22 protein-coding genes are annotated in these 24,414 nt (G+C 53.4%); 2 read left to right on the plus strand and 20 right to left on the minus strand.

The annotated features are described in order from the left end of the window. Positions 1-415 precede the first annotated feature (415 nt). From EGT51_RS09405 to EGT51_RS09475, 15 genes are all read right to left on the minus strand, one after another. Positions 416-1,126, minus strand: a complete 711-nt coding sequence (locus tag EGT51_RS09405) for a DivIVA domain-containing protein (protein ID WP_135368460.1) — start codon at positions 1,124-1,126, stop codon at positions 416-418. Between the two features lie 19 nt (positions 1,127-1,145). Beyond that, positions 1,146-1,925, minus strand: coding sequence for a YlmH family RNA-binding protein (locus EGT51_RS09410; protein WP_135368461.1), 780 nt, complete (start codon positions 1,923-1,925; stop codon positions 1,146-1,148). 24 nt (positions 1,926-1,949) lie between these two features. Further along, positions 1,950-2,231 (minus strand): YggT family protein, encoded by a 282-nt coding sequence (locus EGT51_RS09415; RefSeq protein ID WP_135368462.1) that lies wholly within the window; start codon positions 2,229-2,231, stop codon positions 1,950-1,952. Positions 2,232-2,243: 12 nt separating this feature from the next. Then, positions 2,244-2,687: a cell division protein SepF gene (locus EGT51_RS09420; RefSeq protein ID WP_135368463.1), complete on the minus strand. Its 444-nt coding sequence runs from the start codon at positions 2,685-2,687 to the stop codon at positions 2,244-2,246. 42 nt (positions 2,688-2,729) lie between these two features. Beyond that, complete coding sequence (gene ftsZ, locus EGT51_RS09425; RefSeq protein ID WP_135368464.1) at positions 2,730-3,995, minus strand: cell division protein FtsZ; 1,266 nt, start codon at positions 3,993-3,995, stop codon at positions 2,730-2,732. Positions 3,996-4,017: 22 nt separating this feature from the next. Next, positions 4,018-5,346 carry a cell division protein FtsA gene (ftsA, locus tag EGT51_RS09430; RefSeq protein WP_135368465.1) on the minus strand — a complete coding sequence of 443 codons (1,329 nt, stop codon included), beginning with the start codon at positions 5,344-5,346 and terminating at the stop codon, positions 4,018-4,020. Between the two features lie 141 nt (positions 5,347-5,487). After that, positions 5,488-6,348: a cell division protein FtsQ/DivIB gene (locus tag EGT51_RS09435; RefSeq protein ID WP_135368466.1), complete on the minus strand. Its 861-nt coding sequence runs from the start codon at positions 6,346-6,348 to the stop codon at positions 5,488-5,490. Between the two features lie 47 nt (positions 6,349-6,395). Next, positions 6,396-7,490 (minus strand): undecaprenyldiphospho-muramoylpentapeptide beta-N-acetylglucosaminyltransferase, encoded by a 1,095-nt coding sequence (gene murG / locus EGT51_RS09440; protein WP_135368467.1) that lies wholly within the window; start codon positions 7,488-7,490, stop codon positions 6,396-6,398. Next, positions 7,490-8,869, minus strand: a complete 1,380-nt coding sequence (murD, locus tag EGT51_RS09445; protein ID WP_135368468.1) for a UDP-N-acetylmuramoyl-L-alanine--D-glutamate ligase — start codon at positions 8,867-8,869, stop codon at positions 7,490-7,492. The genes murG and murD overlap by 1 nt, the downstream gene beginning before the upstream one ends. Before the next feature lie 794 nt (positions 8,870-9,663). Continuing rightward, entirely contained in the window at positions 9,664-10,635 is a 972-nt protein-coding gene (gene mraY / locus EGT51_RS09450) for a phospho-N-acetylmuramoyl-pentapeptide-transferase (RefSeq protein WP_167850183.1), read from the minus strand. Positions 10,636-10,656: 21 nt separating this feature from the next. Beyond that, positions 10,657-12,816 carry a penicillin-binding transpeptidase domain-containing protein gene (locus tag EGT51_RS09455; RefSeq protein WP_135368469.1) on the minus strand — a complete coding sequence of 720 codons (2,160 nt, stop codon included), beginning with the start codon at positions 12,814-12,816 and terminating at the stop codon, positions 10,657-10,659. After that, on the minus strand, positions 12,816-13,217 hold the full coding sequence (ftsL, locus tag EGT51_RS09460) for a cell division protein FtsL (RefSeq protein ID WP_135368470.1): 402 nt from the start codon (positions 13,215-13,217) through the stop codon (positions 12,816-12,818). The genes EGT51_RS09455 and ftsL overlap by 1 nt, the downstream gene beginning before the upstream one ends. 31 nt (positions 13,218-13,248) lie before the next feature. After that, positions 13,249-14,193: a 16S rRNA (cytosine(1402)-N(4))-methyltransferase RsmH gene (gene rsmH / locus EGT51_RS09465; protein WP_135368471.1), complete on the minus strand. Its 945-nt coding sequence runs from the start codon at positions 14,191-14,193 to the stop codon at positions 13,249-13,251. Between the two features lie 21 nt (positions 14,194-14,214). Beyond that, entirely contained in the window at positions 14,215-14,646 is a 432-nt protein-coding gene (mraZ, locus tag EGT51_RS09470) for a division/cell wall cluster transcriptional repressor MraZ (RefSeq protein ID WP_135368472.1), read from the minus strand. 201 nt (positions 14,647-14,847) lie between these two features. Next, positions 14,848-15,201, minus strand: a complete 354-nt coding sequence (locus tag EGT51_RS09475; RefSeq protein ID WP_135368473.1) for a DUF3397 family protein — start codon at positions 15,199-15,201, stop codon at positions 14,848-14,850. Positions 15,202-15,856: 655 nt separating this feature from the next. On the opposite strand from EGT51_RS09475, the gene EGT51_RS09480 reads away from it, so the two are divergent. After that, positions 15,857-15,979, plus strand: a complete 123-nt coding sequence (locus tag EGT51_RS09480) for a DUF4044 domain-containing protein (protein ID WP_125577081.1) — start codon at positions 15,857-15,859, stop codon at positions 15,977-15,979. 436 nt (positions 15,980-16,415) lie between these two features. Here the strand turns inward: EGT51_RS09480 and EGT51_RS09485 are convergent, their stop codons facing one another. The 5 genes from EGT51_RS09485 to EGT51_RS09505 form a co-directional block, all read right to left on the minus strand. After that, complete coding sequence (locus EGT51_RS09485) at positions 16,416-18,764, minus strand: FtsK/SpoIIIE family DNA translocase (RefSeq protein WP_135368474.1); 2,349 nt, start codon at positions 18,762-18,764, stop codon at positions 16,416-16,418. Between the two features lie 18 nt (positions 18,765-18,782). After that, positions 18,783-19,295, minus strand: coding sequence for a tRNA (cytidine(34)-2'-O)-methyltransferase (locus tag EGT51_RS09490; RefSeq protein WP_135368475.1), 513 nt, complete (start codon positions 19,293-19,295; stop codon positions 18,783-18,785). Between the two features lie 335 nt (positions 19,296-19,630). Next, positions 19,631-21,190: a DUF5776 domain-containing protein gene (locus EGT51_RS09495; RefSeq protein ID WP_135368476.1), complete on the minus strand. Its 1,560-nt coding sequence runs from the start codon at positions 21,188-21,190 to the stop codon at positions 19,631-19,633. A 352-nt stretch (positions 21,191-21,542) separates the two neighbouring features. Further along, positions 21,543-22,400: a methyltransferase domain-containing protein gene (locus tag EGT51_RS09500; protein ID WP_135368477.1), complete on the minus strand. Its 858-nt coding sequence runs from the start codon at positions 22,398-22,400 to the stop codon at positions 21,543-21,545. Next, a complete protein-coding gene (locus EGT51_RS09505; RefSeq protein WP_135368478.1) occupies positions 22,387-23,571 on the minus strand; it encodes an AI-2E family transporter in 1,185 nt (394 codons plus the stop codon). Before EGT51_RS09505 ends, EGT51_RS09500 begins: the two co-directional genes overlap by 14 nt. Before the next feature lie 122 nt (positions 23,572-23,693). Here EGT51_RS09505 and EGT51_RS09510 point away from each other — a divergent pair, with 122 nt between their 5' ends. Further along, a complete protein-coding gene (locus EGT51_RS09510) occupies positions 23,694-24,323 on the plus strand; it encodes a copper homeostasis protein CutC (RefSeq protein WP_135368479.1) in 630 nt (209 codons plus the stop codon). Positions 24,324-24,414 lie beyond the last annotated feature (91 nt).

Here is a 24,414-nt window from a genome sequence, read left to right on the forward strand (position 1 = left end):
CTCCACCCCTGGCCTCCTCCGGCACACTAGTGGATTCAGGCGGCTCGACGCTAGCGACAACAAACACGACAACGCCCCAGGCGCCCCGTTATTGGTCACCACCACCGCAACTGGGCGTGGTGTCAGATCCGGGTTCAGCCACCGAAAAGCGTGCGGCAACTTCTGATGCCAAAAGAAAAAACGGCCTCGTCGCAAGGGACGAAGTCGTTTTCGTGGTACCACCCAAATTTAGTGCGCCCCGGAAGTGTCCGGGACTCACCCTCAAACGACGTAACGTGCCGTTCACGCTGGGGCTTACTGTTGGTTCAGCCGCAGGGCTTGCAAAAGTGATACCTTCCCAAAAAGCGTGGGTGTTAGCCTTCCACCGTCGCTAACTCGCTAGTACCTGCTTTTCAGGAGACGCCTTTTTCAGTGCCTATTGTTTGTCTTTATCAAATTGTGGTTGATCATTGTCCGGGAAAATCACAACGGTTTCCCCATTGTCATCCCCACTATCGGTAACGGGGGCTTCCGTGACCGGTGCTTGATCCTGCGCCGGTTGGGATGCTTCTGAGTTTACGCCCTGTGCCCCTTCGTTGTCAAGCCGGTCGCCGACGACCTTCTTGATTTCTTCATAGCTGGACATGGAGCCTTCCTTCAGCAAGCTGTCCCAATCGTTGGACTTGACCACTTCCAATTGGCTTTCCAACATGACTTGTAAGCGCTGGCGGAAGACCCGCGTGCTCTTCTTCAAGTCGTCGGTCTCCACGGCCAATTTCTTGGCACGCTTGGACGCCTCATTCATGATCTGGTTACCCTTGTTCGTGGCTTCAGAAACGATGTCAGAACTTTGCTTCTGGGCTTCGCGAATGATAATTTCCGATTCCTTTTGGGAGTTGGCCTTGACCTTATCGGCGGCCTCTTGCGCAACTAAGATGGATTGGTTCAAGGAATCCTTCAAGTCGTTGAAGTACTTGAGCTTTTCGTTGGCCGCATCCAGTTGTTCCTCTAATTCTTTGTTGTGGTTCAACGTGATTTGGTAATCTTTGATGACTTGATCCAAGAAATCATTGACCTCGTCAACGTTGTAACCGCGCATCTTGGTGCCGAACTCTTTATTGTGAATATCTAATGGACTTAAAACCATTACACTGTTCCCTCCACATCTATTTCTGCAGTACCGCTAGGGTGACCCGAATTTTTTCTTTTTTGGTGCGGCCGCCCACTTCATCCAGCCGAATCCGACCGAAGCCACGGACCGAAACGATGTCCGCGACGTCTAATTCAAAATCTGGTTTCAGGGTTTCCGCCCAGTTCAGGCGAACCTTGCCGCCTTCAATCAGTTCCTTGGCACGGTGTCGGGACAAATGAAACCCGGTCCCAACGATGTTGTCCAACCGCAGTGACGACAAGGTCGCCCCTTCAGTCTCCCACTCATTCATCGGCACGAGTAAATCATCCCACGTGTCAAGCTGCAAGCGTGCCTTGACCCGGCCGATGTGGTCCACTTGTCCCACTAAGTAATCGGCCATACTGGTTTCCGTGATGACCTGCCAATTCAGGCCGTCAGTGAGGATGTCGCCCAAGATCTCGCGCTCGATCCCCGAACCCAGCAAGGTTCCCAGAATCTGACTGTGATGCAACGTGGCAAACTTTACCGGATAATCAACCTTCAAGACCGTTAATTCAAAGTCTTTGGCGGTCGGTTCATAGTAATCCGGATAAAAGAGCGCCCGCTGCATTTCCGCGTGCTCGTGACCACCACTGAAGCGCACGTGCTGATCAGCTCGCCGCGCCAGCGTTGTCGCAATGTACACTTGCCGGGGGTTCAAGAAATGCGTGAGAACGGGACGATATTCGTCTTGAACTTGTTGGATCCAACCGCCGATAGCGTCGATCAGGGGCGCTTCGTCCGGTCGAAAATGCTGTAAGACATTCTCATCCAATTCCTTCCCCTCCTCTTGGTTAAATTAAAGAATTAATCCAAAAATCATTTGCTCTAACGCCGATAGTCCGTATTGGACCAGCGTCAACACGATAATGGCCACCACCGGCCCAAAGCCTAGCGGTCCCACCGACACGAATTCAAAGTACCGGAGAAACGGCTCGACCAACCGGCCGATGATTTGACCAAATTTAGACTGATAGCCACCAGGGAGCCAACTGAGCAAGGCATACACCACAATTAACAGGATGTAAGCACTCACGGCCCAGTTCAGGACTTTAAATAGCAAAAGTATGAATTGTATCACTGTGATGCTCCTTTATTGTGTGACTTGAGTCCCGAGATTAGCGGCAACGTCGCCACTGACCTCAAAGTTGTGGGGCGTGCAGAGAAAAATCTGCTCACCGATGCGTTTGATTTCGCCCCCCACGGCAAACGCGGTCCCGTTTAAGAAATCCACGATGCGTTGGGCCTGGGCTTCATCTACCCGGGCGAAATTAACGATGACGGCATCCCCGCCCGTAATTTGTTTTGCAATCGACTTGGCATCCGAATAGATTCGCGGTTCGCAGATCGCGATATGACTGGTACTTGGCTTTGCAGATCGCATGGCAACCACCTTTCGACTATCAACTGGCCGATTCGGGGTAGTTGGCGTTGGCTGTGACTTAGCTGTGGGGGTCGATGAACTGTCTTCCTCGTAGTCTTCGTCATACTCGTCGTTCATTCCGAAAAATTTGCTTAGACTAAACTTCTCCGCCATGGTGCGCCACTCCTCTCAACACGAATTCTATCTGAACTGCTCTTACTTGCGCCGCCGTTTGAAAAATGGTGGCGTATCTTCACCCTGGTTATCGTCCCCGTTAGAGGTGTCGTGTTCACTCGGGTTGAAGATATTGAAATCAGGCTTGTCAACGCCGGCAAATTCATTGCTGGCATTGTTGGTGCTCTTCGGTTCTGGCCGATGAGCGGGTTCACGAATATCCCAGTTGCCAAACGGATCCTTGTCATTTTCTTGGGTCGGTTGGTCGTTACGGCTGTCAGTCGTCCGGTTTTGTTGGCTTTCGGCACGACGGGCAACGCGACTGTGTTGGGCTGCTTCCCGTTCTTCCTTCTTCTTATCGATCCCAGTGGCAATCACTGTGACCCGTACTTCATCACCTAAGTCTTCGTCAATGGACGTCCCGAAGATGATGTTGACATCGCTGGTAGCGGCATCGGAGACGATCTGTGAAGCGGCTTGGGCTTCAAACAAGGACAGGTCGGGACCACCGGTAATGTTCAACAACACTTGTTCGGCGCCATCGATAGAAACTTCCAGCAGTGGTGACGAGATAGCCTTCTTGGTCGCGTCTTCCGTCCGGTTTTCGCCGTTGGCAGAACCGATTCCCATTAAGGCCGCGCCTTGGTCCTTCATGACCGTCTTCACGTCGGCAAAGTCCAAGTTGACGTAACCAGGACTCGTGATCAAATCAGAAATCCCTTGGACCCCTTGACGTAACACGTTGTCGGCTTCCTGGAAGGCTTCCATCATCGGCGTCTTCTTGTCGACGATTTCTAACAAGCGGTTGTTGGCAATGACGATCAACGTATCGACATTTTCCTTCATGGCCGCGACCCCTTCAGCGGCGAAACGACCCCGCCGTGGGCCTTCAAAACTAAATGGTCGGGTGACAACTCCCACCGTCAATGCGCCGCCTTCTTTGGCGATCTTGGCAACGATTGGGGCAGCCCCGTTCCCAGTACCACCGCCCATACCGGCAGTGACGAAGACCATGTCAGCGCCTTGTAAGGCTTCCGTGATCTGTTCTTCGCTTTCTTCAGCGGCCTTGGCCCCCACTTCGGGATTGGCACCAGCGCCGAGTCCCTTGGTCAGTTTCGGTCCAAGTTGAATCTTGGTTTCGGCTTTCGAGGCTTCGAGGGCTTGCACATCCGTGTTGGCCACGATAAATTCGACACCCTTGACGTCTTCAGCAATCATCCGGTTAACGGCGTTGTTACCCCCGCCGCCGACGCCGATCACCTTAATGATCGCGCCGTTATTTTGAGCAGAATCTAGTGAGTATTCCATTTGTGTATTCCTCCATCTCGCGTTAGTCGAAGAAGTCGCTGAAGAACTTCTTGATACCTTCAGTCCGATTTTTCTTCTTTTTTGGTTTCGGTTGCTTACCCTGATTTGATTGCGCCGGGGCAGCTTGCTGCGTTTCTGCGGCTTGTTCCCGTTGGCGAATCTCATCGGTTTCATCGGCTAGTTGGGTGGAGCCCGTCAAGGCACTCTTGATGAGCAGGTCAATCTCACTCAGCCCCCCAAAGTATTTCACTAGGGCCAGCGCCAATGTAAAGGACGGATGGCGTAACCCCATTTGATCAGGCACATAAACCCGAACATTAGTGTTAAATTCGTCGGTTGCCAGATCGGTAATGCCTGGCAGGGCCGCCACCCCACCGGTCAAGACGATACCCCCGGGGAGGTCTAAGGCTTGCACCTTATCCAGGTTGCCCCGCAGGTGTTTGAAGATCTGGTCCAAACGGGCCTCAATGATCTCCGCTAAGTATTTTTCTGAAACGGGCGTTGGTTGGCTTTGACCCACCACGTCCACGGGGAACTCGTCTTCATCACTGGCCTGCGTCGAATCGGCGTAACCGTAGTCGCGCTTTAACTTCTCCGCACTGTCCAGCGAGGTGTTTAGGACCACGGAAATATCCTTGGTAATAAACTGACCGCCCTCTTGGTCAACGTCAATGTATTTCAACTGGTGGTCGTGAATGACGGCGGCGGTGGATTGGCCACCCCCCAGGTCGATCAAGATCGTCCCGAAGTCTTGTTCGCCATCATTCATCACCATCATGCCTTGAGCCATCGGGTTGATGACCGTGCCGCGTAACTTCAAGCCGGCTTGTTCCACGGCTTTGCGGGTGTTGTGCATGATCGTCTTGGGCCCGGTAAACAGCGTCCCGTGTAATTCCAAACGCACGCCGACCATGCCGCGGGGGTCCTTGATGCCATCAAAGCCGTCCACAACAAATTCATCGGACAGAATATCGACGACCTCACGTTCCGGTGGCAGGCTTTGAATCAACGCTGCTGTTGCCACATTCCGGACATCGCGGCCAGTGATTTCGCGGGACTGGTCATCAATGGCGATCATGCCACTGCAAGGTTCAATTTTTAACATATTTGCGGGAATTCCCACAATCACATCGTGAATTTCAATGCTGGCCTTCTCTTCGGCTTGCCGGACGGCCCGTTGAATTGCTTCAGCGGCTTTGTCAATATCCACGATTACCCCGCGGCTGACACCGTTCGAACGTTCGTTTCCCACGCCAATAACGTTCATCTGCCCTTTAACATTCTCAGCAACAATGACTTTTATTGAGGTGGTTCCTATATCGAGACCAACGTACATCCCTGAATTATCCATAGAAAAAGGAACCTCCTAAGTTAATCAATCTAATAACACTGCATGAATTCGCTTTTTCCCTAATTATTTTACAGTTTACCACATTTGATAGGGGTTAAAAAAGCCTTTATGGCGCTTTTCTTCGCTGCAATCAAAATGAAATTATTTCTTAAAGGCATACGAGTAAGCACCGACTTCTAAATTAACGACACCCTTTTGCTTCATCTTGGCCGCAATTCCCGGGTAATAAGCCATTTTTTTGGCAAAACTCGAAATGCTGGCGTAGACTTCGTTGCCATCGTTCATGAATAGGTGCACCCGTTCCGGATTATCCTTGGTCGGAGCGTCCTGAATTTCACTGATGCTGCGCTTGATGTCGCCATTTAACTGGGCATACTGCAAAATCATGCGGTGCAGGGTCTTGGCCTGTTTGAAATGACCATAGACCGGGGTGCCACTCTTGGGTTGGGTCACGGACTGCTGACTCACGACCCCATTTTCCAACACCTCGTAGTAGCGGTTTTGTTTCATCACGTAACCCGCCGTCGCAAATTCCTTGACGTGAATCGTCACGTGATTGGGCCGCCGCAGGCTGATAGTAACGGTCTTGAGCCGCGTGTTGCGCTTACGGGCCTGCTGGGCCAGGTGTTGCTCGTGGCCCAGCACCTTGAACACGGAATCGCCCGCGTGGATGTGGGCCGCTCGTTGGACCTGCTTGGCCGACAACGCCGACGTGCCCGTGACCTTGACCGCGGGAAAGTGACTCAGCGGTGACACCAGGTAGACCATCGCCAAGATCACGACGGTAAAGCTCGTCAGCAGGATGGTCAACCGGCGAATCAGCTTGCGGTTCCGTTGGTGTTTCAACCGCGGTAGCTTGTCGCCGATTCGATGAGCCTGATGGATCCATTTCGGCGTCTTAGCCTGCTTGCGCTTCTCCTCGGCCTGTTTTTGGTAGGCTTCCCAAGGGGTCAAGGGATGTTGCGGTTGTTTTAATTCATTGCGGTTCAAGCGAAACTTCACAGGCGCCACCTCCCATCCACTGGTTTTGTGCAGCCACGAACGGCTGGCTAGTTTTGCTTGAGTGATTCAACGACGTCTAAGACGCGGTCCGCGGCGTCGGGAACCCCCAATTGCTTGGAAGCCGCCGCCATGTCTTGTCGCAAAGCGTCGTCTTTCATCAACTGGTCGGCCTTGCTTAGCAGCGTGGTACCACTCAGGTTCTCCTCGGTGATAATTTCCGCGGCACCGACCGTGGCCAGCGACTGCGCGTTTTTCATCTGGTGATTGGCGGTCACGTACGGACTGGGAATCAGGATCGACGGAATGCCATCGGCCGTGATTTCCGCCAAGCTCGTCGCCCCGGCCCGGCCAACGATGGCTGCAACCTTGGGCAAGACCTCCGGCATGTTGCTGATGTAGGGCTTGATCACCACGTTATCTGCCACCTGAACGTCCTTAAGCTCGGCCATGACGCCATCATAGCGCTTTTGCCCGGTCACAAAGACCACTTGGTATTGCCGTTGGTTAAATTCGGGAATCGCGGCCACCGTGGCAGCGTTGATCTTCAAGGCCCCCTGTGAGCCCCCGAAGATCAGTAACGTCGGCACGTCATCTTTGAGTCCGTATTCGTGCCAGCTAAAATGGCTGACGATCTCCGCGGCTTCTTGGGCCCGGGGATTCCCCGTCTTGACCATCTTTGTCGCCGGTAACTGATCCAGCGCCGCGTCAAAAACGTAGGCGATGCGGTCCACGTAACGGCTCAAAAACCGGTTGGTGATACCGACCACGCTGTTTTGTTCGTGAATCAAAGTGGGCACGTGCAATCGCGCGGCGGCGTAGACCACGGCTCCGGACACGTAGCCCCCGGTCCCCACAACCACGTCCGGCTTGAACTGCCGAATCATTTTCTTGGCCGCGTGCACGCTCTTTAAGAAGAGATAGATTGTTTTAAAGTTTTCGAGTGATAAGGAACGCTTGAAGCCTTGGATCCGGGTCGCCTGAAAGGGAATTCCCTTGGCCGGCACGATGCTGCTTTCCAGCCCGCGTTCGGAACCGACGTACATGACGGCGGAATCCGGTTCCCGCTTCTTTAACGCCTTGATGAGTGCCAGCGCCGGGTAAATGTGGCCCCCGGTACCGCCGCCCGATACCATTAATCGCATTATTTTTCCTCCTGTTTCCCGGTCAGTTGTTCAACGGCCTTGATGAACCGGTCGCCTCTGACTTCAAAGTTCGGATATTGATCCCAGCTGGCATTCGCGGGTGACAAGAGCACGATGTCGCCCGGGTCACTCAGTTGATAAGCCAATGGGACCGCCGTTTCCACGTTGTCGGTCAACTTGATGGTCTGGATACCGGCTTGCTTGGCGGTGTCTTCCAGTAACTTCGCGGTCTGGCCGAACAAAATGATAGCCTTCACGTGGGCCTTAAAGGACGGGATCATCTTTTCAAAGGTGTAACCCCGGTCCAATCCCCCAGCCAACAATACGACGGGCGCCTTGAAGCCCTTCAACGCCATTTCCGTAGCTTCCATGTCGGTCGCCTTGGAATCGTTGTAGTATTGCCGTCCTTTTGCTTCGAGGACGAATTGTGTCCGGTGCCGGACCCCGCCGAAGCTCTTTAAGACCGCCACGATGGCAGCTGTGCTGACACCCTTGATCTTGGCAACGGCGATGGCGGCCAGCGCATTTTCCACGTTGTGGTCGCCGGGTACCTTGATGTCGCTGGCGGGCATAATGGTTTCTTGCTTAAAGTACAGGATGCCATCCTTTTCGTAGGCGCCGTCTTCGGATTGGTCTTGACGCGAGAATGGGACCACTTGCGCCTTGGTATTTTGACTCAGATCGCGCCATTCTTGGTTGTCAAAGTTCACCACAAAATAGTCGTCGGCCGTTTGGTTGGCGGTGATCTTCATCTTAGCCGCCACATAGTTGGCCCGCGTCTTGTGGTAGTCCAAATGGTTCGAGAAAATGTTGGTCAACACGGCGATGTGGGGATGAAATTCAGTGGTTTCCGCCAACATGAAGCTGGACACTTCCAGCACCAAGGTGTCGTCTGGCGTGACCTCTTGGACCACCTTGCTGGCAGGAATCCCAATGTTACCGGCGTAAACGGCCTTGCCTGCTTGCCGGTCATGCGCGACCATCTTTTGGATCATCGTGGTCGTCGTAGTCTTCCCGTTGCTCCCGGTCACGGCAATGAGTTCTGCGTCAGCCACTTCGCCGACCAGTTCCATTTCCCCAATCACCGGAATCTTTTCGGCCAAGGCCCGCTTAACGACCGGTACGTCGTAGAAAATGCCGGGATTCTTTACAATGTAGTCGTACCCGGGATCCAACAGATCAGCCGTTTGTTCCCCCGTAATCACGGTAAAGCCGGCCGCTTTCAAGGCTTGGGCATCAGGATTTTCAGCCAACGGTTTGACATCACTGACGGTAACCTGTGCCCCCAAACGCTTCAATAAATGCGCTGCATTGACCCCACTTTTCGCCAATCCCAAGACCAGCACTTTTTTGTCTTGATACGTCGTGATTTGTTTCATAATAACCGCTCGCTCTCCATTCTCTTTGATTAATCGTTTTTTTAGTTTTTTGACATTCAGCCATTTTACTGCGGCCAAGCGTTCAGCTGGGCGCCGATAGCCCCCATTAGCAACAGTCAAGCAATTGGATGTCACCACTACGTTCAGCATAACTGAAACCAGTTACGCAGCAACTAGACAAAACCCAATTATCTGCCGAAACCTGGCCTAAAAATGACGCAAGGTTACACTTAGTTTGCCAACAACTGGCAAGCAGCGATTGACTGGCCTAGATTGTGTTGTCACTAACTGCTGTGGATACGCACAACTATCGGCCAAAAACTCACTAGAAATGCGTCCAGCTGTGGGCCCGAGACCGTACCATGATAAAAGTCGCCATCCAACCCATTTCTAACGAACGGTAAGGCGCAAACTCAGATGGGACCATCTCTGACTGACTCCCGCGAGTTGACACCCGTTAGGAGCCTTGTATTGGTCGAGAGCCAGTTAACAAGCTAGTCGGCCAAATCGCCTGTTGTTGACAAGCATCTTTGTAGCCGAGAGTTCGCCAAATATGGGTTCAGCCGTGGGAGTTCCCTTAGCGGCGCGGTTCATGCCGCTTAGGGAACTGGCGTCTTTGAGACGTGAACTTCGGCTCAAAGCGAGGCGTCGAGACCGCCTTTTGGCTCGGCCCGTCCGCCCCAGCGTTCCAACCCATATTTGGCGAACGGTAGGCGGCCAGCTCCCACCAACCCTAAGACAAAAAATGGGCTAACCAGCGCTAATGAGCCAGTTAGCCCATTAGTCGTCAGAAGCTATTTTGCCAAGATGGCCCACACACCGGTCAACGCGGTAACCAAGCCAACGCCCCAGAAAGTGAAGTCGATCTTCCACTCACTCCAGCCCTTCATTTCGAAGTGGTGGTGAATAGGACTCATCAAGAAGATGCGCTTTCCAGTTAGCTTGAATGAGGCAACTTGCAAAATAACACTCGCCGTCTCAATCACAAAGACCAAACCGATCCACAACAGCGACAATTCGTGATGCAACAGAATCGAGACCGCGGCTAGAGCACCACCTAAGGCCAACGAGCCGGTGTCACCCATGAAGATTTTAGCTGGTTTGTGATTAAAAATGAGAAACCCGAGAAGACTGCCGACTACGGCAAAACAGAATAAAGCAATATTCATTTGGTGTTGTTGCCAGGCCACGATGCCGTATGCCAAAAATGAGATGCTGGCTAACCCGCTTACCAGGCCGTCTAAGCCATCGGAGAGGTTAACGGCATTACTGAACCCAACTAACCAAATAATCACGAAGACGGCATACCAGCCACTCATGTGCCAGTTACCGAGCCCCGGAACGTGTAATTCCATGGGCAGCTGTTCGTGGGTGTAGACCCAAAATAAGATCAACGCCCCCACGATTTGGCCCAGCAACTTTTGCCAAGCCTTCAGCCCTTCGTTTTGCCGGTGGAACAGTTTGATGCTGTCGTCCCACATCCCCAGGCCACCGTAGAGGACCAGGATAAAGAGCAAGATCCACGTGGTCGATAACACCCGGTGAGGCGCCACTGCCCAACTGGTGAGCAGCGTCATGACCACGATGGCGACAATGAATAACAGGCCCCCCATGGTTGGCGTTCCCGACTTCTTTTCGTGCCACGTGGGCCCTTCTTCACGAATCATTTGCCCTTCGTGCCGTGCCCGGAAATACCGGATCAGTGACGGCATAAACGCCGCCGTAATTATAAATCCACCCAACAGTGGCAACAGTACATTCATCATTGTCTCTCTCAATCCTCATTCTCATTTATTTTGTTTCAAAGTCACGGTCAATCCAGCGCCCGAGCCGACAGTGGTGCCCGCCTTGACGCTTTGCTTGGTAACGTACCCGTCACCAGTGACCGTCAGTTTCAAACCTTCTAACTGTGCTAATTTTACCACATCACCCTTAGACCAGCCGGTTAAACTTGGCAAAGCCACGACACCACCGGTCTTTAAGAAGACGCGTTGGCCCTTGTATAAGGTCGTGCCCGTCTTCACGGACTGACTCAAGACCTTACTGCCGGACCCCAAGGTGGTCACGGTGGCGCCCGCCTTGGTCAGTGCACTGGTCGCGCTCGACACGGATTTGCCAGTCACCGCGGGCATCTTGGTGTTCGTGGTGCTCTTGGTCTCCGCATCCTCTTGCAAGGCCCGGGCCATCACCGGTTTCATGATCGACGCCAGCAGTTGCGTGGCGGTCTTGCTGCCCAGATGGGGTTGCTTCATGGTGATATACATGACGTACTTGGGGTTGCTAGCGGGCACCATGGCGGCAACGGAGTACAGATAACTGTCGTCACCAGAGAGGTAGCCGCTCCCATTGCTGACTTGCGCGGTCCCGGTCTTGACGGCCACCCGCTCGCCACTCATTTTATAGTCGCCCCCAATACCATAACTCTTATAGACGACATCTTCCATGTGTTTGCGAACCGCCTTAGCCGTTTTGGCCGAAATGGGGTTGCCCACGGTCTTGGGATCGTACTTGGCGACGGTCTTGTTGGTGTTGGGGTTAACGACCTTACTAATCACGTAAGGCTTCATCATTTTCCCATTGTTGCTGACGGCGGTCAATGCCTGCAGCATCTGGAAGAACGTGACCTGAATCCCTTGACCAAAGGAGGTGTCGGCCTGTTCGATGGGCCGCTTGAAGGCAATGCTTCCGGTCAATTCGCCCGGTAAGCCCGAATGGGTACTCTTCAAGAAATGGAAGCGATTGATGTATTTCTTCCAGGTCTTGGCGCCCATCTGTTGTTCCAAGTGGGCCATGGCCACGTTACTGGAGAGGGCAAATCCCTTGTTATAGGTGATGGTTCCCCACCCGGACGTGTTCCAGTCGGGCACGGTCTGGGTCCCAATCGTGTAGCGTCCGGATTGATACGTGGCGTTACCGTTGTAATTGCCACTATCGATTGACGAAGCCAACGTGAAAATCTTCATGGTCGACCCCGGTTCATACGCGTCTTGCACCAAGGTGTTCCGCCAAATCTGGCTGAGTCCTTCCTTGGTCGAAGCGTTAAACGTCGGTCGTTGGGTGGCGGCCAGGATGGCACCAGTCTTGGCGTTCATCAAGACGGCATTCATCGAGTTGGCCTTGACCTGGTTTTGGACGCTGCTCATTTCCGTTTCCAATAAGGTCTGCAAGCGCGTGTCCAACGTGGTGTAGACGTTGTCGCCATTTTGGGCTTTCTTGTACTTTTGCTTGGTCCCGGGCAGTTGATAGCCGTACATGTCTTTCTTGATCTTCTGTGAGCCATTGGTTCCAGTCAGCTGCTTATTAAAGGCCTGTTCCAGCCCCATGGTCCCGGTCAGCGTCGTTTCGCCGGCCTTATTGGTCTTGGATTCCGCTAGGCCAATCAGATGCGAGGCAAAGACCCCATTGGGATAGAGCCGCGCTTCTTGTTGAATAAAATTGACCCCACTTAAATGAGCCTTTTGGATCTTTTGCTTGGTGGTCAGCGAAATGTTTTGCCCAGCCGCCCCGAATTCCACCTGGAAGGTGTTCTTCTTGCTGGGATTCAGGATCTTGAGCGCCTGTTTGCGGGTAATCGGCAGGTATTTGGCCAGCACTCGCGCGATCTTAGGCTTGTTCGTCGCGTACAGTTTTTGCCCGTTGATGCCGACTTGACGCTTGTCCAGCACCACGTACAACGAGTACACACTGGTATCCTCGGCAATCGCCTGACCGTTGGCATCGTAAATGGTACCCCGCTTGGCCTTCAGCGTTTCATTGGCCGTATATAATTTTTGCGCCTGGGAGCTCAGATTGACGTTTTGCACGCTCTTACCAATGGCGATATACGAAAAGCGGCAAACGATGAAAATAAACAACACACAGATAGCGTAAAACAGAAACCGGCCAAGACTCTTGCGGTTTCTGTTCGGTTGCTTATTCATCGTTTGACGCTCGTGGGAATCTTTCATTATTTGTTTACATTCCTTATTCTGGCATTTTCTAAACTCAAGCCTTGCTTTTTAGCAATTTTATCAAGTCGGCTGCGACTCTGCAACTCATTAATCTGTTGCTGCGCATTGGTGTTGTGATTTTGCACCGTCGTGATTTGATTGTTGATGCTCTGCAAGTTGTGCTGCGCGTTGGTTAACGCGATTTTGGACGACACGACACACACCATCATGACGGCTAAGACCAAGCCGCACGCGGTTAAGAGACACTTTTCGAATTTAGAAACCGGCAACTTGTGGCTGCTCGGGTGCCGTTGGGGGCTGACCCGTGGCTGCGCCTGACGTTGCGGCTGTTCTATGTTTGGGCGTTGTTGGGGTTCCTGGGTTAGGGGAACCGCTTCAGCTAAATTATTCTGCGCCATAAATAATCATCTTCCTATGTCGATATTTGATTTATTTAATTTTCTCTAAAATTCGTAATTTTGCGCTGTGTGCGCGGTGGTTCACCGCAAGTTCTGCTTCGGATGGCGAAATCGGCTTGCGATTGACTAGCTGAAAATCAGGTTGCAAGTTGTCTGGAATCACGGGTAAGCCCTGAGGTAATTCCGGCAGTGATGATTGTTCGCGAAACATGGTCTTGACCAAGCGGTCCTCTAAGGATTGAAAAGTAATGACGCTGATCCGACCGTGTAAATCAAGTAAAGAAACGGCTTGTTCCAGGGAATCTTCCAAGGCGCCCAGTTCGTCGTTGACGGCGATGCGGATGGCCTGAAAGACCTTTTTGGCCGGATGGCCCCCATGCCGACGCGCGGCCGCCGGGATACCTTCCTTGATGATCTCGACCAGTTGACCCGTCGTATCGATTGGCGCCACGGCCCGGTGACGTTCGATGGCCCGGGCGATGGGTTTGGCGAACTTCTCTTCACCATAACGGTGGAAGATCCGCATTAAATCGTTAAATTCCCATTCATTGACCACGATCCAGGCTGTGAGCTTTTGGCTTTGATCCATCCGCATATCCAACGGTGCGTCGTGTTGGTAACTAAAGCCGCGATCCGCCTCGTCAAATTGCGGGGAGGATACGCCCAAATCATACAAGATGCCGTCCACGGCGGTCACCCCACGCTGATTAAGTTGATTGCGAATGTCTCTGAAGTTGCTCTTGATAAAGGTTAATTTACCTTCGTCGATGTATTTTTTTAAATGTTCTTGATTGTAAGTAATGGCCGTTTGATCTTGATCAAAGGCATACAGATGACCGGTCGTTAATTGCTCGAGAATGCGCTGGCTATGACCGCCGCCACCGAGAGTGCAGTCAACATAGGTGCCAGTTGGCTGAATGGCTAATCCCGCCACCGCTTCTTTGAGTAATACCGTTACGTGATGAAAGTCTTCCATAAACACTCTCCTTTCTTAGCGCTACATGTCAAAATCAATGAGATTCTCAGCAATATCGTCGAAATCTTCTTCGGCCTTGGTGGAGAAATCGTTCCACCGATCGGCACTCCAAATTTCAAAGCGATTGGCCACCCCGACGATCACACATTGCTTAGTTAACGCTGCGTGGTCTCGCAATGACTTGGGTAAATTGATGCGGCCCTGCTTATCGAGCACACATTCGGTTGCCGCGGAGTAGAAAAAGCGGACGAAGGCCCGGGCATCTTTTCGGTTGACTGGCAAGGCTTTCAGCTTTTCTTGCAGCGCTTCCCACTCTGTCATGGGATAACCGAATAAACACCCATCCATGCCGCGCGTCACGACAAATTGTTCCCCTAATTGCTCACGAAATTTGGCGGGAATGATCAGCCGGCCTTTGGTGTCAATCGCATGTTCAAACTCGCCCATAAACATAGCCAATCACTCCCATTTGTAACTATCACCAAGTTTACCACACCCCCCCACTTTCTACCACAACGTTTCCGAATTTTTATAAATTTCCCCACAAATGCCAAAAAAGCCACGGCGAACAAGTGTTCACCGTGGCTTAACAGCCTTTATAACGCTTACTAAAAATGAGTTGTTACTCAAAAATATTAATATTTATGCATTAATTTAACTAATAACTAATAAAAAGCAGACCGCGAATCCGGCAACCCAATACAGGTCGGTCAGCCGCCAAAAAGTCCGGAAAAAAGTGGTGTAAAGCAACTCTTTGTTGTGAATGGCCTGAAGAAGTGTCACCCCGATACCGATCAACATCCACCCGATCACTAGCCACGGGAAAATTTGGCCAGCGCCCGCGGGAATCAGGATCATGGCGGCAATCAAAAAGAGCGGTGCCATCACGTCCCACGTATTGATTTGTGCCGGCCAATGCCGCCTGAACAGCCATTTGATCCCGCGAATCACTACCCAGCCAATTGCTAGAATGGCCAAGGTGCCCGCCGGTGATACCCAAAACGCCATGTTGTTTCCCCCTACTTCCACTTGCTAAGTTCTGTGCCACCGCTTAATTATAAGGATTTCTCCCACCCGTTGCAATCACCGCCGCGAACCGCTAACGGAACTTAAGGTTTTTAGTGAGCTGACAACAGGTATGTTTAGCTGGCCGCCTTACCGTCGCGCCCAATATGAGCTGGTACGCGGTGGGCGGACGTGTCGAGCCAAAGGGCGGTCTCGACGCCTCGCTTTGAGCCGAAAGTCACGTCTCAAAGATGCCAGTTCCCTAAGCACCGTGGCCCGTGGTGCTAAGGGAACTCCCACGGCTGAGCTCATATTGGGCCCGACTCTCGGCTACGGTGGTGTGTGGTCAGCTTCAACCATTTAGTTCGTTAGTGGTGTCGCCGCTGTTGAGCGCCCCCGACCCACTAGCAATTTCTCATGCGCTTCCCTTAGACACTCCTGTGGGGCACGTGGTTTCTACGTCACTAGTACCCGTTAATCCTTGTGGTGAATGCTAATTTCACCTGTTTCACCTGCTATTAATTTTGCATTTCATTCCCGCTACGGTATGTCATTTTCCGAATTATCAGGCATTACTTTCCGCCTGGCGGTTGCAATTCTCTAGCGTCCACGGTAAACTAATTGAGTAAATTGGACTTAAAGAGGTGGCTAAACCCGCATGGAAAAAAAGAAAAAATCGACTTTTCAAAAAATTACCAACGTTTTCGTCTGGATCATGATTATCGCAACCATTGGATCACTGGTCTTTGGTGCCATTTCCTCACTCGGCTTAATGGGCTAATCAGATCTCGTCGTCCCGTTCTCTTGAGAATGGTGGCGGCTTTTTTTCTGCGCGACGCTTGTCAATGAAAGCCCTTTTAAAACGCATATTAATTAATCAGCCGCATATTGAGCCAAATCCTTGCATCGCCTGCCTGGCTCCGGAACGTTTGCACAGTTAGCTAACTTATTCACTAGTTCCTTGCTGGTGCCTGGTGCTCTTCGGCGACCATGATTGTGCTGGTCGCCTGCCGTCAAGCCAGTTCTCAGGCCGGTAACGTTCTCCAGAGCAGGCGGAACCTTGGCTGACGCAGGCGTCTGGTTTCACTAGATTTAGTTGTCAGAACACCGCTGTTACGGCAATCAGCGCGTTAATTTTACTTTCAACTTTCAGTCAAACACACAAAAAGGTGTTTCCCCGACCGCCCTCACGGTTCAGGAGAAACACCCTTTTTCATTTACGACTCATCTGATTGATCATTGTTATCTGGTTGCTTGTAAACTTGGCGTGGCTTGCTGCCCTCTTGGGGACCGATGTAGCCGCGCTGTTCCAGGTCGTCCATGATGCGGGCGGCACGATTGTAGCCAATCCGGAAGCGGCGTTGAAGTAGCGATGTGCTGGCTTTTTGCTGATCGACCACGAAGGCCAAGGCATCATCAAAGAGCTCGTCGTCACTGTCACCCGCCTCTTCTTGTTGGATCTCTTCGTCACTGACCATCATGTCTTCATCATAATCAGCCGATTGCTGTTGCTTGATGAAGTCGACCACGTTGGCCACGTCTTCGTCCGGGATGAAGGCCCCCTGGACCCGCACCGGCGAGTTGGCGTCGACGGGTTGATACAACATGTCCCCGCGACCCAACAGCTTTTCGGCCCCGTTGGTATCCAAAATGGTCCGTGAATCGATCCCACTGGACACGGCAAAGGCGATCCGCGATGGCACGTTGGCCTTGATCAGCCCGGTAATAACGTCTACGGATGGCCGTTGGGTGGCCAGAATCATGTGGACCCCAGCGGCCCGTCCCATTTGGGCTAAGCGGATGATGGCGTCTTCCACTTCGCTAGAGACCGTCATCATCAAGTCCGCCAATTCATCGACGACGACCACGATGTACGGCAACATGGGCCGCGCCTGGTCGTCTTCGGCGTTGGCCTTTTGCACGAAGGCGTTGTACCCGGAAATCTTCCGCTGGCCAAACTGTGAAAAGAGCTCGTAGCGGCGTTCCATTTCGGCGACGACCTTGTGTAAGGCCCGCGCCGCCTTCTTAGGTTCCGAAACAACTGGCGTCAGTAAATGCGGAATCCCGTTGTACACGCTCAGTTCCACTTTCTTGGGGTCGATCAGCATTAATTTCAACTGATCCGGCCGGGCGTTCATCAACATGCTGGTAATGATGCCGTTGATGGCCACGGACTTCCCACTCCCGGTCGCCCCGGCAATCAGTAAATGCGGCATCTTAGTGAGATCCATGCTAACGACCTCACCGGTGACATTACGACCCAACGGTACCTCGAGTGGCTTGTTGGGATGCGGCGGCTGAGCTTCGACCACGTCACGAAACGCCACGGTCGAGACCTCCTTGTTCGGGACTTCAATCCCAATCAACGACTTACCGGGAATTGGCGCTTGAATCCGAATCCCCTTGGCCGCCAGTGCCAACGCCAAATCATCGGCCAAGTTCACGATTCGCGAGACCTTGACCCCGATGGCGGGATGCAGCTCGTATTCCGTCACGGATGGCCCCAGGCTCACGTTTTTCACCTCGGCATCCACGCCAAAGCTGTCGAGCGTTTGCTTCAAGATCTTGGTGTTGGCGTCAATGGCGTTGACCTCTTCCGTCTGGTCGGTCGGTGGGACCTGTTTCAATAGGTCGGCGGTCGGCAACTGATAGTTGGGGTCGACCGGCGTGCTGCTGGCCAGCGCATCCGCCACGGCACTGTCTTCTGTATTTTCGTCAGTCGGCTGGGCGGGTTGCTTGGGCTTGGCGTCCGCCGCCACCGTAATGTGGTAGCTGGGTTCCGCCTTGGCTGGCGCCTGCTTATCATGTGGTTCCGGCAAGTCCTTGGCATCCGGATCCGTCGGCGTCTCCGGTGCTGACTTAGTGGCCGGCTTCGGCGTTTTGGCAGCGCGTTTGGCTTGCCGTTCCTTGGCCAATTCGCCGCCCCGTTTCAACACAGTCCCACTGGCAGACAGCCCGGAACGCAACGTTTCCCAGATGCGCTGGCCCCACTGTTCCACACTGGCTAACGGAATCTGGAAGAACACCATGACCCCACTCAGCATGATCAGCCAGGCCGCAATTTGCGCCCCAATCAGGGCAATCAACCAGGCAATCACACTGAGTAAGAGCGCACCGATCACGCCCCCACCCAGCTGCGAGGTCAACCCGGCACTGGTCAGATCGGCTAGGCCGTTGTGCCAAACGGTCGACAGAAACTGACTGTGTTGGTCGACGGCTAAGAACTGACTGGCACTCATCCATAACAACCAGCCCCCGTAGATCAGGCCACTCCCTACCAGGTAATGGCGCGCAATCTGCGGCACGGTGCCGGTCACGGTCAAAGCGACCCCCACCGCGGCCACTAAAATGAGGCCAAATTGGTAGGTGTCTCCCACCACGAGGCGCACCAGGTTCGCGGCTAAGGTGCCCAGCAAGCCCAGGTTAAAGAGTCCCAGCCCCGCCAGCGCAATCAGCACCAGCCCGACCACGTTGGCCGTATACGGAAACGGTTGCGACTTGGTCTTGCGACGGGTCGTCTTGCGCTTGGTTGGACGCCGACGCGTTGTTTTTCGTTTGGTAGCCAACCGATGGCCTCCTTTCGCTTACTTTAATTTATCGTGCGGGTACTTGTGGACCCGTTCCAATTTCGGAAATTGTTGTTGACGCAGGACTTCGTAAATGACGATGGCCGCGCTGTTGGACAGGTTGAGCGCCCGAATGTGGGTGTCGTCTTGCGGGATGCGGATGCATTTTTCCGCGTGCTTGCGCATGAAGGGTTCCGGCAAGCCCGTGGTTTCCTTACCAAATAAGAAGTAATGGTCGTGGTCGTTGACTTGGTAATCCGGTTCCGTGTAGTCCTGATCGGCAAACTTAGACACTAAGTACAGTTGCGTGGGATCACTCACCGTCTCCAAAAAGGCGGGCAAATTATCGTGATAACGGACATCCACCTTGTCCCAGTAGTCCAGACCGGCCCGTTTTAAGTGGGCGTCGTCGACAGAAAAGCCGAGGGGCTTGATCAGGTCCAAAATAGTGTCGGTACCGGCACAAGTCCGGGCAATGTTACCGGTGTTGGCCGGAAACAGCGGTTCAAATAACACAATGTGATTGCTCATAAATTCTCTTCTCCGTTCTGTTGTCAAACATTCGTTCTGTCTCATTATTATAGCCATTGCGGGGTTGCTTTGACAAGGGGCACCGGCAAATCTACCGGGGCTTTTGGGCGCAAAGACGAAAAGGTTCAGGTTCCCCGTTATTGGAAAACCTGAACCAATTTGTCAGCAATTATTTTATCTACTGAAGGTTGCAAGTGAAATTAACGCGCTGGTTGTCGTAATAGTAGTGTTCTGACACCTCGCTTTGAGCCGAAAGTCGCGTCCGTCTCAAAGTGGCCTCACGGTCGAAACGTGCGCCAACAGGCAACTGGTTCCGCCTGTTGGCCCACTCTTTTTTAACCTTCAGTCACCTGGATAACCAAGCGTTTGTTGGCCGAAACGTAATCGCCGTTCGTCAATAATAAGCGTGTGGTCAGATGATTGCGGACCAGTTTTTTCACGCGCAGAATCTGGCCGGCCCGATAATGGTGGCGTCGGTGGGTCAATGCACGCGTCCGATAGCCGTTGAGGCCACGAGCCAAGACCTTGATCCGTCGCGGCTGGGTTTGATAATAGGCCCCCGTCACGTAGGCGGCTTTAGTCGTCACATACCCTGTCTGCCCCTTGGTGCGGCTATTAGGGGTGATGTCGCGCACGTGATAACGCAACCGCCCTTGCTTCGATCGCGCATACCCTAGAACCAGGAATTCTGGACGTTGTGCTCGGGGCTGCTTTTCGTAAACAACTTGCCGCGTCTCTCGCGAGAAGGTCGGCGTTCGGTAACGGGCAATTTGGCGCCGCGCCAGGATGACTTTTTTGGCCACCGGCACTGGCGAACTGACCTTGGCTGCACTGCCGGAACTGGCCGCTGCATCCCCGCTGACCGACGAGCCAGTCGTTGTTGAACTGGTGGCTGAACCGGTCGGCACGCTATTTTCAGTTGCCTTCGTGTAGGTCACGGTGATCTCCTGACGCTTGGCCGTGCCATCAAAGGCCACGGGGACACTGGTTTGCGAAGCGGTATACCCCGTAATCGTCGGCGAAGTCACGGTGGAACTTGGCTCCTGCCCCTGCGCCGTATGGTACCCGTAGATCACCTTATCAGCAGCCGCCGTGGTGCCATCGGCGTATTGATAATGAATCGTGGTGGTCATCAGATCTGCATCGGCAATGTACGTGACGGTCGCCCGTTGATCCGTCGTCCCAGTGAAGGTCACACTGGTTTTATCGGCCGTGTATCCGGTAAGTTTAGGAATAAACATCTCATCATCGACCGTTTGCCCAACGTACCCCGTAATCGTCTTGTCAGTCATCGGTGCCTGAAGCGGACTGTCGGCAAACGACGGTAACGCCGCCCCATCTGACGTCTGGAAATGCACCTGCATCGCCGTTGTCGTCGCCTTAAACGGAATCTCCAGGGTCTGGCTAGTCGTCGTGCGCGCAATCTTTTGGGCTAATAGCTGCTTAAACCCGGCTTGGTCAAGCGTGAGTTTGGCCGGGCCCGTATATGATGCCACCCCACTGGCGTCCGTCCAAGCCGACGTAAAATTGGCCGCACTATCTGCCAATGACTGTTGGGAAACACCCTTGATATAGGCCATATCTATGATGTCATTCGTATCCCAAATACCGTTCAAATAATTAGAGAACGCTACCAAATGTGTTGGAATATCTTCTTGGAGGGTGCCATTACCCGTGCCAGTTGGATTTTCCTTAGCGTATTCGTTGAAGACATCCTGATACGTGGTCGCACTGTCCGGTAGCTGGTTCACCGTGATGGTCTTGTCGAGGACAGATGTCTGCTCGCCCGTCAGTGGCGAAACGATGGTAAACGCCGGTTGGTTATTGGCGTCTTCATTGACCATCTTCAGTGACAGGCTGTAACTCGAATCCGCCAACACCGGTTTTGGCGCCACACTTTGCCAGTTCCATCCAACACATACCCCGATTAGTGCAAGTCCTATTAGCCGCACCCATTTCATTGCCATCAGCCTCTTATTCGTTTATTTATTTAAATAATAAACCAATCGCTTGCGACTGAAACGGGTCATTTCCGGCTGTCTGTCCACCGCTTTTCAACTTTAGAAAAAACGGTACAAAAAAAGCAGCTCCTCGGTGTGGGCACGGCGAGGGGCTACTTTAGTGAAGTGCTACTTGTCAGCCACCAACAGTTATTCGCTGATGTCGACCGCCAAACGATTTCTCATCGATTAATATAACACTGTCCTGTGAGGTTCACAAGCATTTTTTATCAAAAAATTAAACGTTTTACTTCACGCCCTCAGCGGTTAACAGCGTCACGTCTACCGTGATTTCTGGGAACGGATTGGCCTTGACGGCGGCCAAACGCGCTTCGTCAGCACCCCAGTGCATGGGCGTCATTAACATTAGGTCAGCAAACAATTCGGCGGGGACCGGGACTTGGTAGCGAATCCGCTCGGCCGTGGCCGTTGGGTAGTGTTGCCGGAACAGGTCCAAGACGTTGCTGTTGTCGTAGCTAGCGTGGGCACTGTCCGCCGGGAAAATGGCGTGGCGCAGTTCGATCAGGTAGTCTGGATTGGGAATCACCTTTAATAACTGGCCACCCGGCGCCAGCACGCGGTTGAACTCCTGGTAGGCTGACGGTGAAAATAAGTCGAGAATCGCCGTAAACTGGTGGTCCGCAAACGGCATTTGCGCCAGGTCGGCAACGCAGAAAAAGGCGTCGTTGGCCAGTTGCGTCGCCAGGTTGATGCCCGGCTTGGACAAGTCAAAGCCCACCGCAACGTCGTGGTGTCCCGCCCGGCGATGGAGCACGTCATCTAGTGGCGTCCCCTCCCCACAACCGACATCGAGAATCGTTTGCGGACTTGCGGGTAATTTTGCCGCAAAGGCCGCCGTAATGCCGGCAAACAACCCGGCCTGCAGCATCCGCCGCCGCGCAGCTAACATGGCGTTGTCATATTCACTGGCCACGGCGCGCTGCATAAAGTACAGCGTCCCCTTCTTAGATAGGTCGACGTTATGGCCATTGGGACAAACCAAACTATGGCCCTCCACGCTGGCATACGGGGTTAAGCACACCGGGCAGCGAAAGAGCTGGGTGTGCGCCGCCAAAAATTGCGCGGCTTGATCAATCTTCTTCATGCGTGTCTTCTCCTGTTTCTGTCTTGACTGGCTGGACGTCTTCGTAACCGCCAGCAAATTGTTGGTACCAATGGAATATTTCGGTGGCAACGACGCGGATCACGGCGTACCCGGGAATTCCCAGGACCACGCCTAAGACGCCAAACGCCTTGCCGGCAATCAGTAAAATAAAAATAATCGTCAACGGGTGAATCTTGAGCGAACTGCCCAAGACCAGTGGCGAAATGATGCGGCCTTCCAACGTCTGTTCCACAATGAAGACGATCAGCACCTTCACCAGCATCCACGGGGAAATAATGGCCGCCACCACGACCGCCGGGATCATGGCTAAAAAGGACCCCAAATACGGCACCAAATTTAGCACCCCGGCGACAATACCCAGTAGCAGCGCAAATTTCAGTCCGACGATCAGGAACCCGACGTAAAACAGCACCGCCACAATAAAGGCGACCACCAGTTGACCGCGGACGTAGTTGCTGACTTGCCGGTTCATTTCCCGCAAGAGCGTCACTACCGACGCCCGCCGCCGAACTGGCAGCAAGCGGGCCAGATAATCGGGTAACTGATGACCGTCGCGCAAGAGGTAGAATAAAATGAACGGCGCCGTCACGACCGCCACCACAATGGACACGACCCGACTGACGATACCACCAACCGAGCTGACGGTCGTTTTAGCCAAGCCGGAGATGGCCGAAGACGAGCTGGCCGACAGCTGTTGGTTGAACTGGTCGAGTTGGTCCCGAATCCCGTCTAAGCGGTCATCCTTGAGCCACTGCAGGCTGGTCTGAGTCATCTGATGCCAGTAATGGGGCCACTCCGCCAGCAGCATGGTCGTTTGCTTTTGCACCATGGGGATCACGCTAAGCACGCCCCAGGCGATGAGTAGCGCCACGATGATAAACAAGCCAATGATGGTCCAACTGCGGCGCACACCCCGGCGCTCCAAGCGATCGACCACCGGATTCATCAGGTAGTAGCCGATGCCGGCCAAGATCACGGGCAACCCCAAGATCTGACCGACCAGCACAAATGGCGTGGCGAGCCACGGGACTTTACTTAGGACCAACAAAATGAGTAAAATAAGAAGCGTGATCGTTAGGATAGAAACTAAACGATTGTTCACGACCCAGTTCCAAAACCACGAACGATGTTGCTTGGATTCCGATTTCACGGGCGTCCCTCCTAAAAGTTTTGGGGCGGCATCTGCCAACCCATCAGCATTGAATTGAGTGGATATATTGTACCATACTGTTAGCCGCTTTGCGTTAAGCAAGCGGAGAAAGGACGACGATTTTGCTATTAGTTGAACCGTTATTAGAAAATTATACAGACCTCCCCGCAGCCATTCGGGCCGGGGCTAAACGCGTGGCTTTGGCGGATAACCTGGCCGTTGGGGGTACCACCGTCAGTAAGGGGGTCATGGCTGAGGCCGTGCGTTACGCTCATGAACACCAAGTCACCCTCGAGCTGGTCATTGCCCCACGGGGCGGCATTGCGCCTTACAACGGCGTCGAAATCAAGATGATGGAAGCCGATCTGCTGGAAGCCCAACAACTCGGTGTCGACGGTGCCATTCTCAGCGGACTGACCGCGCAACACCAACTCGACGTTGAAGTCCTCAGCACCCTGATTGCGGCGGCCGGCGGCATGACCTTGACCTTTGGTACGGCCTTTGACCACATTCGGCCCCAAGACCGCGGCACGGCCATGGACTGGCTCGCCAGTCAAGGCGTGGATCACGTGCTAAGCACCGGTTCGGCCAGTGACGACCGCATCGCCGACTGGACCGCCAGCAAGCGCCTGGCCGATGCCGACGGGTTGACGCTGATCCCCGCTAACGTCACCGCCGCAGACGCCAGTGACGTCGCCGATAAGCTCGGCGTCAACCTGGTCTATGGCCCGGCAGTTTTGACTCTGGACTAGTGTATCTGGCCGCCTGACCGTTCGCTAGCGATGAGTTGGCACGCTGAGGGCGGACGGGTCGCGCCAAAGAACGCTCTCGACGCCTCGTTTT

Source organism: Levilactobacillus suantsaiihabitans (genome assembly GCF_004745505.1).
GTDB lineage: Bacteria > Bacillota > Bacilli > Lactobacillales > Lactobacillaceae > Levilactobacillus > Levilactobacillus suantsaiihabitans.